At 64.7% G+C, this 12,658-nt stretch carries 10 protein-coding genes; 5 read left to right on the top strand and 5 right to left on the bottom strand.

The window, feature by feature from the left end:
* Positions 1–134 precede the first annotated feature (134 nt).
* The 4 genes from ACNJYA_RS37630 to ACNJYA_RS37615 form a co-directional block, all read right to left on the bottom strand.
* Entirely contained in the window at positions 135–2,999 is a 2,865-nt protein-coding gene (locus ACNJYA_RS37630) for a PAS-domain containing protein (RefSeq protein ID WP_439401764.1), read from the bottom strand.
* A 231-nt stretch (positions 3,000–3,230) separates the two neighbouring features.
* The gene (locus ACNJYA_RS37625) at positions 3,231–4,106 is read right to left on the bottom strand and encodes an acyl-CoA acyltransferase (protein ID WP_439401763.1); all 876 of its coding nucleotides are present in this window, start codon (positions 4,104–4,106) and stop codon (positions 3,231–3,233) included.
* Positions 4,107–4,147: 41 nt separating this feature from the next.
* Positions 4,148–5,128: an amino acid--[acyl-carrier-protein] ligase gene (locus ACNJYA_RS37620; RefSeq protein ID WP_439401762.1), complete on the bottom strand. Its 981-nt coding sequence runs from the start codon at positions 5,126–5,128 to the stop codon at positions 4,148–4,150.
* A 57-nt stretch (positions 5,129–5,185) separates the two neighbouring features.
* Positions 5,186–6,397, bottom strand: coding sequence for an acyl-CoA dehydrogenase family protein (locus ACNJYA_RS37615; RefSeq protein WP_172788882.1), 1,212 nt, complete (start codon positions 6,395–6,397; stop codon positions 5,186–5,188).
* Between the two features lie 360 nt (positions 6,398–6,757).
* Here ACNJYA_RS37615 and ACNJYA_RS37610 point away from each other — a divergent pair, with 360 nt between their 5' ends.
* The 3 genes from ACNJYA_RS37610 to mtnA all read left to right on the top strand — a co-directional run bounded on the left by ACNJYA_RS37610 (position 6,758) and on the right by mtnA (position 9,235).
* Complete coding sequence (locus tag ACNJYA_RS37610) at positions 6,758–7,030, top strand: phosphopantetheine-binding protein (RefSeq protein ID WP_439401761.1); 273 nt, start codon at positions 6,758–6,760, stop codon at positions 7,028–7,030.
* Between the two features lie 192 nt (positions 7,031–7,222).
* Complete coding sequence (locus tag ACNJYA_RS37605) at positions 7,223–8,098, top strand: S-methyl-5'-thioadenosine phosphorylase (protein WP_439401760.1); 876 nt, start codon at positions 7,223–7,225, stop codon at positions 8,096–8,098.
* Between the two features lie 30 nt (positions 8,099–8,128).
* Entirely contained in the window at positions 8,129–9,235 is a 1,107-nt protein-coding gene (mtnA, locus tag ACNJYA_RS37600) for an S-methyl-5-thioribose-1-phosphate isomerase (protein ID WP_439401759.1), read from the top strand.
* Positions 9,236–9,356: 121 nt separating this feature from the next.
* On the opposite strand, the gene ACNJYA_RS37595 is transcribed toward mtnA, so the two are convergent.
* Positions 9,357–9,992 carry an HAD-IA family hydrolase gene (locus ACNJYA_RS37595; protein ID WP_271505100.1) on the bottom strand — a complete coding sequence of 212 codons (636 nt, stop codon included), beginning with the start codon at positions 9,990–9,992 and terminating at the stop codon, positions 9,357–9,359.
* Between the two features lie 91 nt (positions 9,993–10,083).
* On the opposite strand from ACNJYA_RS37595, the gene ACNJYA_RS37590 reads away from it, so the two are divergent.
* Positions 10,084–10,854 (top strand): S1 family peptidase, encoded by a 771-nt coding sequence (locus ACNJYA_RS37590; protein WP_439401758.1) that lies wholly within the window; start codon positions 10,084–10,086, stop codon positions 10,852–10,854.
* A 125-nt stretch (positions 10,855–10,979) separates the two neighbouring features.
* Positions 10,980–12,482, top strand: a complete 1,503-nt coding sequence (locus ACNJYA_RS37585) for a flavin-containing monooxygenase (RefSeq protein ID WP_439364924.1) — start codon at positions 10,980–10,982, stop codon at positions 12,480–12,482.
* Positions 12,483–12,658 lie beyond the last annotated feature (176 nt).

Below are 12,658 nucleotides of genomic sequence, written 5' to 3'. Positions count from 1 at the left end.
TTTGACGGAGAAGAAAAGCGCATTGCGCGCATCGCTGCGCGGCCGTCGGTCAGCTAGCGCCGACAGAGCCGACAGATGCGACAATTGGTCGTTTGGCCGCGTGCCGAGCGACGGAATTTCCGCGGCCGAAGCCCTCAGGCCACGCGCCGCACCATGTTCAGCGTCTCGATGGTGCGGCTGACCTCCGAGGCGAGACACGGCTTGCCGAAATAATAGCCCTGGACCGCGGTGCAGCCGCATTCGCGGACGAAGTCGAGCTGTTCCTCGGTTTCCACGCCCTCCGCCGTGGTCTCGACGCCGAGCACGGAGCCGAGGCTCGCGATCGTTCTGACGATGGCGACGCTCTCCGGGCTTTCGCCGAGCGTGCCGACGAAGGAGCGGTCGATCTTGATGCGGTCGAACGGAAACTTGCGCAGATAGCTCAGGGAGGAATAGCCGACGCCAAAATCGTCGAGGCTGACGCGCACCCCGAGCGCGCGGAGCTGGTGCAGGATGTCGATGGTCGCCTTGCTGTCGTCGAGCAGCGCCGTCTCCGTGACCTCAAGCTCGAGCCGTTGCGGCGGCAGGCCGGCTTCCGCAAGTGCGCTGGTGACCATCGCCACCAGCCCGCGGGAGCGGAACTGCACCGGAGACAGGTTCACCGCGACGGTGACGCCGGGCCAGGACGCAGCCGTCGCGCAGGCCGTGCGCAGCACCCATTCGCCGATCGGAACGATCAGCCCGTTCTCCTCTGCAATCGGGATGAACTCGGCCGGAGAGACGAAGCCGCGCGAGGGATGCTTCCAGCGCAGCAATGCCTCGAAGCCGGTGAGCTCGGAGGAATCGAGCCGCATTTGCGGTTGGAACACCAGGTGGAATTCACGCCCTTCCAGCGCGCCGACCAGGTCCTGCTCCAGCGCGTGCCGGCTGCGCGCCTGTTCCTCCATCTCGGGCTCGAACAGCTGATAGGCGCCGCGCCCCTTGGCCTTGGCCTGGTACAGCGCAAGGTCGGCGCATTTCATCAGCTCATCGGCATCGAGCCCGTGGTCGGGTGCGATCGCGATGCCGACGGAGACCCCGACGTGGATCGACTGGCTTTCCAGCGGCGGCGGATGACCGATGATCTCGACGAGGCGGCGGGCGAGCGCCTCAGCCGATTGTGGCTGCGGCCCGCGCTGGAGCACGGCGAACTCGTCGCCGCCAAGCCGCGCGACGGTGTCGTGCTCGCCGACATTCTCCTTCAGACGCGCCGCGACCCAGCGCAGCAGGCGGTCGCCGGCGGCGTGGCCGAGGCGGTCGTTGACGGTCTTGAAATTGTCGAGGTCGAAGCACAGCACCGCCATGGCGCCGCCGGCGATTGCGACCTGGTTCAGTCCCTCGCCCATCTTCTCGCGGAACAGCGTGCGGTTGGGCAGGTCGGTGAGCGAATCGTGCCGCGCCATGTGCGCCACCCGGGCCTGGGCCTTGTGGCGCTCGGTGACGTCCTCATAGGTCACGACCCAGCCGCCGTGCTCCATCCGCTTGTGATTGAGCTTGATGATGCGGCCGTCGCTCAAATGGCGGTGCAGCGTGTGCTCGCCTTCGCGCAGCCTCTCGATGTAGTCGGCATAGAGCTTGGCGCCGGTCATGTTTGGGTGGATGCCGAGCTCGCAGCTGTGCTCCATGATGTCCCGCATCGAGACGCCTGGCTTCACGATCTCCGGCGACAATCCGTACATCTCGATATAGCGGCGGTTGCAAACGATGACGCGCAGGCTGGCGTCGAGCATGCACAGGCCCTGGCTCATGTTGTTCAGGGCGGCGTCGAACCGGCGGTACTGCTCGCTCAGCTCCTCGACCGCGCGCTCGCGCTCGGTAATGTCCTCGTAGGTGGCGACGAAGCCGCCTTCGGCCAGCGCGCAATAGCGCACCGAGATCACGGTGTCGTTCGACATGCGCCGGCGCATCGGCGAGGAATCGCGATTCGCGATCCGGGCGCGGGCGGCTTCGAGGATCTGCTGCGGGCTGTATTCCGAGGTGAACGCGCCGTTCGCCATCGATCGCTCGATCAGCTCGGCCAGATGGGTGCCGGGCCGGGTCTCCTCCGGCGACAACAGGTAGATCTTGCGGTAGGTGGTGTTGCAGACCCGAAGCCGCATCTCGCTGTCGTAGAAGGCGAGCCCGTGCGCCATGTTCTCCAGCGCCGCATCGAGAATGAAATTCTGCTGCCGCAGCGTTTCCTCGTATTGCAGCCGCTCCGTGACGTCCTCGTGCACCGTCACCCAGCCGCCGTCGGGCAGGAAACGGGAGACCGCCTGCACCATCCGTCCGTCGTAGCGCATCACCAGCAGCGTCTTCGGCTTTCTGCTGCGCACATCGTCCAGCCGGCTCTGGTAGAATTCGTCGCCCGACATGCCCGGCAGGTTGCCGCGCGACATCCAGTGCTCGATCACCGTGGAATGCGCGATGCCCGGCTTCACGATCTCGGGATCGAGGTTGTAGAGCTTCAGGAACCGTTCGTTGCAGACGACGACGCGGCTGGCGACGTCGTACATGATCAGTCCGTGCGACATGTTGGCGAGCGCGTGCTGGCTGCGCTCGGTCTGCACGCGCAGTTCCGCTTCGAGCCGGGCGAGGCGGGTGACGTCATCGCAGATCGTCATCCAGCCGCCGCCGGGGAGAGGCTTCAACTGGAGCGACATCACGAGGCCGCTCGCCAGCAATTGCTCGGTGCGGAACGGCTTGCCCGCGGCGATCTGCGCCATTCGCGTCGAATACAACGCGTCGAGCTGGTCCTGCGGAAAGTTGCCGCGGCTTGCGCTGTGCGCGAGCACCTCCCGGTAGCTGGTGCCGACCCGCACGATCTCGGCCGACATGTCGAACAGCGTGAGGTAGCGCTGGTTCGCCAGCACGATCCGGTTGTCGGCGTCGTAGACGCAGACGCCTTGCTCCATGTGGTCGAGCGCAAGCTGGCTCAGCGCGACCAGGGCGCCCGGGCCCTGCTCACGGCCTGTACCAAGCTCGGTGTCGCGGGTCGACATCATGGGGTCGGCGGGGCCTCGGCCAGCAATAGACTTAATGCAACCTAATTCAGCCGCCGAGGGTAACGAAGAGGCCGGAAAATTCCCTTAAGCGCCGTAGTTTACGGAGGGTGACCTGCGATGGTGAGCGCACGCGTAAACGGCCCGCCGCCAAGGCGATAGGCCCTAGCTCCGGATGAGCGCGGCGATATTCCCGCTCCGCTCGTGCAGACGACAGAGCCGGGCGTTGCTCTACGGCCCGTATAGCACGAGCTCCGTATCGGTGAGGTCGCCGAGCTGTGGCTGATGCGGGCCCCTGAAGTATTTCCGGCCGCGCCGCTCGGTGTAGAGGCCGACGAGGCCGGGTACCGGCCCGTTGGCGTCGATCGCCACCGCGATCTTGCCGAGCCGCAGCAGCAGCCGTCCGATGCGGCCGGCGCATTCGGCATATTCCGCGGCGCTCCGGCAATAGATCAGCTTCATGGCGGGAGGTGCGATGAAACCGCGGCGGATGCGCACCGGTTGCAGGACGAAGGGGAACGTTCCCTTCGGCGTGCGGCACACCAGGCTGAGGCAATTGTAGCGCGCATGTCGCGTCAGAAGCTCGGTCTCCGCCTCGGAGAGCCCCTTGATCTCCTTGGCATGCTGCGGAATGACCTCGATCTTGTTCCAGCGCGGGACGCGCGCCAACGCAGGGACGGAGAAGAATATGCCGCGGCAATAGGCGCGAAAGCCCTGCGTCTCGATGATCGGCCAGGTCCACGGCGCCGGACTGATGTTGAAATAAGTGACGTGCTTGTGCCGCTGGGCGATCTTGGTCAGCAGCGGAGCGTAGTTGCGGTAGGCCGGGTCGACATACCAGCTCGACAAATTGCACCGGATGGCGGTCTCTTCGCCCTCCTTGCGTGCGCTGTAGATCAAGAGCAGCACGCCGACCGGCTTGCCGTCGTCGTCGAGCATGTAGCCGAAGCGCGGATAGCCCTCCGGTACGGTCCGGAAGGCCTGCCGGCGCAGACCCTGAATCCAGTAGTCGCGTGAACGGCCGACGAAGCCGCGCGTCAGCAAGTCCGCGATCTTATCGACGTCGGACTCGGTGATCTCGCGGCATCGGACCTTGGTATGGATCACGCTCGTCTTGCCCGTGGAAATGGCCGGCCTCGTGAGTTGGGTCAGCGCCAGCCTTCGCCATGGGCCTCGGCCGCGACAGGCGGCTGCAGGCCCAGGACGTCCCGCACCTTGGCGGGCCAGGCGGAAAGATCGGTGCCGTGGGTGTGGAACATGGCGACGGCCAGACGGTCCATGCCGAAGGCAACGCAGCCGGTATGGGCCGGCTCGCCGTCGGCGTCCTGGATTGCCCAGGTCGTGCCGAAATGCTCGCGGTGGTAGTTGAAGCTCATGCATGCCGTCGGCTGCTCTTCCGAGCGCAGCGGGATGAGCAGCTCGAACTTGAGCTGCTGCTGCTTCTGGCTCACCGCCTTCATCTGGCCGACCCGGCCGAAGAACGGATCGCTGGCATAGTCGACGCGGAAGGTGAGGCCGAGATCGGTCGCGATCTTCTGCGCGCGCACCATCCAGCGCTCGCGGAAATCGGCGACGTCATCGGGGCTGCCGATGCAGACATATTCGCGCATGCGGAACGATTGCAGCCGGTCGAGATGCTTCGACGGTTCGCGGCGGAAGCAATCCGCGGCAACATCGAAGCGCAGGCCGCCCTTCGGCAATTGGCCACGGCTCGCCGCGATCGGGTAGACCGGATAGCAGGCGGCCGGTGACAGCACGAGATCGGCCGGCGACAGCGAAGACGTCCAGTCGCCGCCGGCATCGAAGCGGCTCACCGCGGCGTTGATCTCGCGTTCGGTGCCGTGCAGGCCGCAGACGCAGCCGAGCAGGTTCGGAAAGCTCTTGAGATAGCCGGACTTCTCCAGCTGCGCCCGGCTCATCACCGGCGGGAACCGCATCACCTCGGTGCCGGCCTCGCGATGGCCAGTGATCAGCGCGGCGAGCTTGTCGACGATGCCTTCATAGAGTGCGGTGCGGGCATAGACGCCATCGGCGCCCATGCGGTGGAACAGCTTGTCGGAGAGATGATCGAGCGGATCGATCATCTGCGGCGCGGTGGCGGGCGAGTTGGGGAGGACGGCAATATTCATGGTTCGATGTCCTGCTATCTCAAAGATTGTTCTTGTTGAAGCGATTGCGGAGGCACGTCAGTCGCGAAGGCTCGTCGGCACCCCGCTCATCAATGTCGACGTCGCGGCGTTGGCCAGGATCCGGTCGTTGTTGATCATGATTGGCGACGACAGCACGTCGCGGAGGTGGCGGCCCATGGTGAATTCGCCGTCGTTGCGGTAGCCGGCAAGACCCGCGGTACGCATCGCATGCATCACGGTCTCGACCGCGAGCTCGGAAGCCTGCACCTTCAGAAGCGTGATCGAGGACTGGAAGTCGAGCGAGGCCAGCGCACGCTCGTCATGCTCGACGCGGGCGAAAGCGTCGATATTGGCGGCGATCAGCGCGCGCAGCTTGGCCAGCGACATCTTGGCGGCGGTGAAGTGCGCCGCGGCCGGCGGCATCTGTCCGCCGGACGAGCGCGCCGCCTTGCGGATGAAGGCCTGCGCGCGCGTTACCGCCGCAGCGGCGATGCCGGCCCAGGCCGACGACCAGCACAGATGCGCGAACGGCGTCATGGTCTGGGCGTGGATCTTGTCGTAGGATTCCGGGAAGACGCGGTCGGCGGGGCAGTCGACCTTCAGCTCGAACCCGGTCGAGCAGGTGCCGCGCATGCCGAGCGTTTCCCAACCCAGCGTCCGCTTCAGCGAATAATCGTCCTTGGCGAGCGCCAGCAGCACCTGGTCGGAGGCGGCGGCGTCGGTGGCCCGGCGGGCGATGGTGACGAGGCCATCGGCTTCGGCGCCGTAGGAGATCACGGTGGCGTCGCGCATCAGCGAGACGGTGTCGCCGGCATGGTCGACCGCGGCGGCGCTGGCGCGGATGTTGCCCCCGTTCTGGCCTTCGGTGGTGGAGGAGGCGAGCAGCCACTGGTCGCGGGCGACCCGGCGCATCATGGTCTCCATCCAGGGAATGCCATGGCCGTGCCTGATGACGCAGGCGACCTTGGTCTGGTGCATCGCGTAGATCATCGCCGTGGACGCGCAGGCGCGTCCGAGCGTGTAGCAGATGTCGGTGACGTCGTGGATCGAAGCACTGAGGCCGCCGAACTCGACCGGAATCATCACGCCGAGCAGCTTCTGCTCACGCGCGACGTCGAAGGCCTTGTGCGGAAAGCGGGCGTCGCGATCGACCCCGTCTGCGTCGGCCGCGGCCGCGGCGGCGGTCCGGACGGCGCGCTCGATCAGGGAGGGACCCTGCTCGAGATAGCTCGTTTCGTCGACAGTGAGGACTGCTTCACGCACGTTCATGCTCGTCCGCCTCCGGTTTGCCGTTCGAGATCGCCGGCACCATTCGCGATGCCGCTTGGAGCGATCCTCCAGCCATCTTTGCTTATGAGACGAGGCTACGGATTTAATTCAAATTCGTCGATGAAATAGAGGGTAAACAAAACCCAATTCCGAACGAACAGTTAAGGTCGGGTTGTTCGCATCACCGGATTTTCCGGCATCACGTTAGGACTCTGGAAGAAGCCTGGATTCCGGACAATCTGAGTCATCGTTTACTAAGAAACGCGAAGTATTGGTGCCGCCCATTGCAGGACCGGCAGGCCGCGACCATCGTAGCCGGTAGTCCGGTCCGACCCCGATCAACAGATGGGAATTTTGCCGATGCAGGCCTTCGATACCGATTTGCGCAATCGCATCATCAAGCTGGTGAAGGGCATCCTCGAACAGAATTCGCTCGCCGCAGACGTTACGCCTTCGGCCAAGCTCGTCGATATCGGCCTGACCTCGATGGACATGGTCAATCTGATGCTTGGGGTCGAGGCCGAATTCGACTTCACCATCCCGCAGTCCGAGATCACGCCGGAGAATTTCCAGTCCGTCGAGACGCTGGAGCAGATGGTGGCGACCCAGCTTCAACTGGCGGCCGCGGCTTAACCCGGATCTATCCTCCGTCATTGCGAGCGAAGCGAAGCAATCCAGACTGCCTCTGAGGTGGCGGTCTGGATTGCTTCGTCGCTTCAGCGCGAGCTCGACATGACGTAAATCGAGACCATCTCCCGTTCCAAAATTGCCTGAAAACTGGCATAGCTTAACCATGTCACATTTGTCGGACAGGGTGGAGCAGGCATGACGCAGGCGGTATTGGGCATCATCGGCGGCTCGGGCATCTATGACCTGCCCGGCCTCGAGGGTGCGCGCGAAGAGGTGATCAAGAGCCCCTGGGGCGAGCCGTCTGCGCCCTTGCGGCGCGGCTCCATCGCCGGCCTGCCGATCGTGTTCCTGCCGCGGCATGACAAGGGGCACCGGCTGTCCCCGTCCGACATCAACTATCGCGCCAACATCGACGTGCTGAAACGCGCCGGCGTCACCGACTTGATCTCGCTCTCGGCCTGCGGCTCCTTCAAAGAGGAACTGCCGCCCGGCACCTTCGTTCTCGTCGACCAGTTCGTCGACCGCACCCACAAGCGCGAGAGCTCGTTCTTCGGCCGCGGCTGTGTCGCACACGTGTCGATGGCGCACCCGGTTTCGCCGCGGCTGCGCATCCATCTGGCGGCAGCCGCCGAAGCGGAGGGCATCGCGATCGCGCGCGGCGGCACCTATGTCTGCATGGAAGGGCCGCAATTCTCCACCTATGCGGAAAGCATGACCTACAAGACATCAGGCTATTCCGTGATCGGCATGACCAACATGCCCGAGGCCAAGCTCGCGCGTGAGGCGGAGATCTGCTACGCCACCGTCGCGATGGTGACGGATTTCGACTGCTGGCATCCCGACCACGATGCGGTCACCGTGCAGGACATCATCCGCGTGCTGAACTCGAACGCCGACAAGGCGAAGGCGTTGGTGGCGCGGCTGGCCAAGGATTTTCCGCGCGAGCACGAGCCGTGCCCGATCGGTTCGGACCGTGCGCTCGACGCCGCGCTGATCACGACGCCGGAGGCGCGCGATCCCGAGCTCCTGAAGAAGCTCGATGCGGTGGCCGGGCGCATCCTGCGCCCGTGAGACGCAAGAAGAACGAAAAGGCAGAATGCCATGAAGGTCGACGGCAAGCATTTCCGCAGCATCTGGCGCGAGCGTGACGGCTGGTCGGTCGGCGCGATCGATCAGCGCCGGCTGCCGCATGAATTCGTCATTGCGCGCCTGACGTCGTGCGAGGACGCCGCTGTTGCGATCCGCGACATGCTGGTGCGCGGCGCGCCGCTGATCGGCGCCACCGCCGCCTACGGCATGGCGCTCGCGATGCGCGAGGACGCCTCCGACGCCGGGCTGAAGCGCGCCTATGACACGCTGGTCGTGGCGCGCCCGACCGCGATCAACCTCAAATGGGCGCTGGACGAGATGCGCTACGTGCTCGCGCCGATCGATCCGGTGGAACGGGCGGAAGCGGCCTATGCCCGCGCCGACGAGATCGTCGAGCAGGATGTCGAGATCAATCGCGGCATCGCCGGCAACGGCCTTGAGCTGATCGAGGCGATCGCGGCGAAGAAGCCGGGCGAAGTGGTCAACGTTCTCACCCATTGCAACGCCGGCTGGCTTGCCACCGTCGACTGGGGCACGGCGACGGCGCCGATCTATCTCGCGCATGAGCGCGGCATCAAGGTCCATGTTTGGGTCGACGAGACCCGGCCACGGAATCAGGGCGCTTCGCTCACCGCCTGGGAGCTCGGCCATCACGGCGTGCCGCACACGGTGATCCCGGACAATACCGGCGGGCACCTGATGCAGCACGGCATGGTCGATCTCGCCATCGTCGGCACCGACCGCGTCGCCGCCAATGGCGACGTCTGCAACAAGATCGGCACCTACCTGAAGGCGCTCGCCGCGCACGATAACGGCGTGCCGTTCTACGTGGCGCTGCCGTCGCCGACGATCGATTTCGCCGTTCATGACGGCATCCGCGACATCCCGATCGAGCAGCGCAGCGGCGTGGAGGTCACCGACATGACTGGACGTACCGCCGACGGCCGGCTTGAGACGGTGCGGATCGTGCCGGAGGGATCGCCGGTCGCGAACTACGCCTTCGACGTGACGCCGGCGCGGCTCGTCACCGGTCTCATCACCGAGCGCGGCGTGCTCAAGCCGGATCGTGCCGCGCTGGCAACTGCGTTCCCGGAGCGCATCGCCACCGCGGTGAAGTAGTCGGTTCACCAGGCGAGATGGCTCCACGCCGTCATTGCGAGCGTAGCGAAGCAATCCAGAGTCTTTCCGCCTAGGCAGTCTGGATTGCTTCGCTGCGCTCGCATTGACGGAGTATGATGCGCTACCCCAGCTTCAGCCCCGTCGCCTTCTCCAGCTCCGCAATCGCCTGCGCGCCGCTCGTCACCTTGATCGTGGTCATGCCCATCTCGCGCGCCGGCTTCAGATTGACGCCGAGATCGTCGAGATAGACGCAATTGTTCGGATCGACCTTCAGCGTCTCGACCATCATCTGGTAGATGCGCGGATCCGGCTTGCGCAGGCCGATCTTGGCGGACTCGATGACATGGTCGAACAGCACCATGACTTCGGCAATGTAAAGCGAGCGCCCGGTCATGCTGCCGATCGCGTTGGCCGGCAGATTGTTGGTGATGCAACCGGTCTTGAACTGCGCCTTGATGCGCTTCAGGGCCTCGACCATCTCCGGGCGCAGATCGCCCTGCAGCAGCGGCAGCACGTCGCGGCCGCGCACCTCCGCGCCGAGCGCGAGCGATTCGGCGGCGAACAATTCGTCGAAGGTCTCGATGTCCACTTCGGCGCGCTCGAACCTGGCCCAGGCGTTTTCCAGATGATTGGCGGCGTTGGTGCGCCGGATGATGTCGGCGGGCAGGCCGCGCTCGGTCTCGAACCGCGTGAACGCCTCGAACGGCGAACTCGTCAGCACGCCGCCGAAATCAAAGATCACCGCCTCGATCGCCACTATCCTGCCCTCGTCAATTGCTTTCCAAGAGGGCTAGCATGCGCTATCGGCAAGGGCCAGCCTGAAGCAATCGCAGCCCTCACCGATGCCGATGCGTGTTCCCATAAAGAAGCCTGCCGCCTTCATCGCAGCTGCGCTGCTGCTCGCGACGCCCGCTTACGCCATCGTCGGCGGCGGCACGCCGCAGGCCGATGGCGTCGCCCGCGCCGTCGTCACCATCGTCGGCTCGCGCGGCAATTTCTGCACGGGCAGCCTGATCGCCCCGCGGCTGGTGTTGACGGTCGCCCATTGCGTGCAGCCCGGCGCGGATTACAAGGTCGTCGATCGCGGCGGCGACGGCCAGCCGCAATTGCTGAACGTGCGCACCGTCGCGATCCATCCGAACTTCAACATGCAGGCGATGCAGGCGCATCGCGCCACCGCCGACGTGGCGCTGCTGCAATTGGAAATTCCATTGAAGGGAAAACCCACGGTGACGGTCGGCATGCCCACGATTCCAATTCAGGTCGGCAGCCGCTTCGTCATCGCCGGCATTGGCGTCACGGTTCGCGGTGACGGCAAGAGCGGCGGCACCACGCGCGTGGCCGGCCTCGTTGCCACCGGACAGCCCGGCACGCTCCAGATTCGCCTGGTCGATCCCGTAACCAACGGTGTTCGCGACGGAATTGGCGCCTGCACCGGCGATTCCGGCGGCCCCGTGTTCGAGGACAGGCCGAACGGTCCTGCGCTCGTCGGCCTCATCAGCTGGTCGACAGGACCGAACGGCGCCGACGGTTGCGGCGGCTTGACCGGCGTGACGCCGCTGACGCTCTATCGCGACTGGATCTTGCAGACCGCGCGGAGCTGGGGTGCGGCACTGTGATTTGACCGCGACTTGATCTATGTCATTTTGAAGCGGAGGCGCGGCGGGTGATCATGCCCGTCGCGGAGGAAACGCGCCGTCTGGTCAAGGACGGCCACAAAGACAAGCAAGGCATAGAAGCAACAATGAATGTCGCTGTTCGCAGTCACGCCACGGCCAAACAGGCTTCTGAACATTTCGACGTGCTGATCGTCGGCGCCGGCATCTCCGGCATCGGTAGCGCCTATCACATCCAGAAGCAGCTTCCGGGCACGAGCTACGTCATCCTGGAGACGCAGGAAACGTTCGGCGGCACCTGGAGCACACATCGCTATCCCGGCATTCGCTCCGACAGTGATCTCCATACCTTCGGCTACAGCTTCAAGCCTTGGGTCGGCCCGCCGATTGCGACCGCCGAGGAGATCCTCACCTATATGAAGGAGGTGATCGACGACAACGATATTGCGCGGCACATCCGCTACAAGCACAAGATCAATTCCGCGAGCTGGTCGAGCGAGCAGAATCTCTGGACCATCGAGGCGGTGACGACCGACACCGGCGAACCCAGGACGTTCACGGCCAACTTCCTCTGGATGTGCCAGGGCTATTATCGCCATTCCGAAGGCTACACGCCGGAATGGAAGGGCATGGATCGCTTCAAGGGCCGCATCGTCCATCCGCAGACATGGCCCGACGATATCGATCTCGCGAACAAGAAGGTGGTGGTGATCGGCTCGGGCGCCACCGCGGCAACGCTGGTGCCGAACATCACCGACACATGCGCCCATGTCACCATGCTGCAGCGCTCGCCGACCTATTTCCGCCTCGGCCGCAACGCCATCGAGATCGCGGAGGAGCTGCGACGGCTGCAGGTCGACGAAGCCTGGATCCACGAGATCGTGCGACGCAAGATCCTGTTCGAGCAGGACGCCTTCACCAAGCTCTGCGTGTCCAAGCCGGAGCAGGTGAAGAAGGAGCTGATCGGCCAGATCAGCGCCGTGCTCGGTCCCGACTACGACGTCGAGACCCACTTCACGCCAAAATACCGGCCGTGGCGGCAGCGCATCGCCTTCGTGCCGGATGCCGATTTGTTCAAGGGCATCGCCAGCGGCAAGGCCTCCGTCGTCACCGACGAGATCGAATGCTTCGTCGAGAACGGCATCCAGCTCAAGTCGGGCAAGCTGCTCGAGGCCGATGTTATCGTCACCGCGACCGGCTTCAATCTCGCCGCGCTCGGCGACATCGCCTTCGAGATCGACGGCAAGCCGCTCGCCTTCGGCGACACCGTCACCTATCGCGGCATGATGTTCACGGGCGTGCCGAACATGGTCTGGGTGTTTGGCTATTTCCGCGCCAGCTGGACGCTGCGCGTCGATCTCGTCGCCGATTTCGTCTGCCGGCTGCTCGGGCACATGAAGGCGAAGGGTGCCAAGAAGGTCGAGGTGAGCTTGCGCCCCGAGGACCACAACATGCCGATCCTGCCCTGGATCGATCCGGAAAACTTCAACCCCGGCTACATGATGCGCAACATGAACCTGTTGCCCAAGCGAGGCGACAAGCCGGAATGGCAGCACAGCCAGGATTACTGGACCGAGAAGGACGAGATCCCGAAGACGGACCTGGACGACAAGGCGTTTGTTTACAGCTGAAGATTCCGATGTAAGGGGCGGTTAGCGATCGCCACACACTCCACCGTCGTCCCGGGGCGCGAAGCGAGCCCGGGACCCATAACCACAGGGAGTGGTTATGAAGCGAGCTGGCCGCTCCGAGTCTTCGCCAAACTACTCCCTGTGGCTATGGGTCCCGGATCTGCGCGCCGCTTCGC

This window comes from Bradyrhizobium sp. BLXBL-01, from assembly GCF_051853025.1.
Taxonomy (GTDB): domain Bacteria; phylum Pseudomonadota; class Alphaproteobacteria; order Rhizobiales; family Xanthobacteraceae; genus Bradyrhizobium.
This window is presented reverse-complemented; position numbering and strand designations above follow the sequence as displayed.

Coding starts and splice junctions, on each gene's coding strand:
- ACNJYA_RS37605 (WP_439401760.1), top strand. CDS start 7,223: ATGACGCAGGCGGTATTGGGCATCATCGGCGGCTCGGGCATCTATGAC.
- mtnA (WP_439401759.1), top strand. CDS start 8,129: ATGAAGGTCGACGGCAAGCATTTCCGCAGCATCTGGCGCGAGCGTGAC.
- ACNJYA_RS37610 (WP_439401761.1), top strand. CDS start 6,758: ATGCAGGCCTTCGATACCGATTTGCGCAATCGCATCATCAAGCTGGTG.
- ACNJYA_RS37630 (WP_439401764.1), bottom strand. CDS start 2,999: ATGTCGACCCGCGACACCGAGCTTGGTACAGGCCGTGAGCAGGGCCCG.
- ACNJYA_RS37615 (WP_172788882.1), bottom strand. CDS start 6,397: ATGAACGTGCGTGAAGCAGTCCTCACTGTCGACGAAACGAGCTATCTC.
- ACNJYA_RS37620 (WP_439401762.1), bottom strand. CDS start 5,128: ATGAATATTGCCGTCCTCCCCAACTCGCCCGCCACCGCGCCGCAGATG.
- ACNJYA_RS37585 (WP_439364924.1), top strand. CDS start 10,980: ATGAATGTCGCTGTTCGCAGTCACGCCACGGCCAAACAGGCTTCTGAA.
- ACNJYA_RS37590 (WP_439401758.1), top strand. CDS start 10,084: ATGCGTGTTCCCATAAAGAAGCCTGCCGCCTTCATCGCAGCTGCGCTG.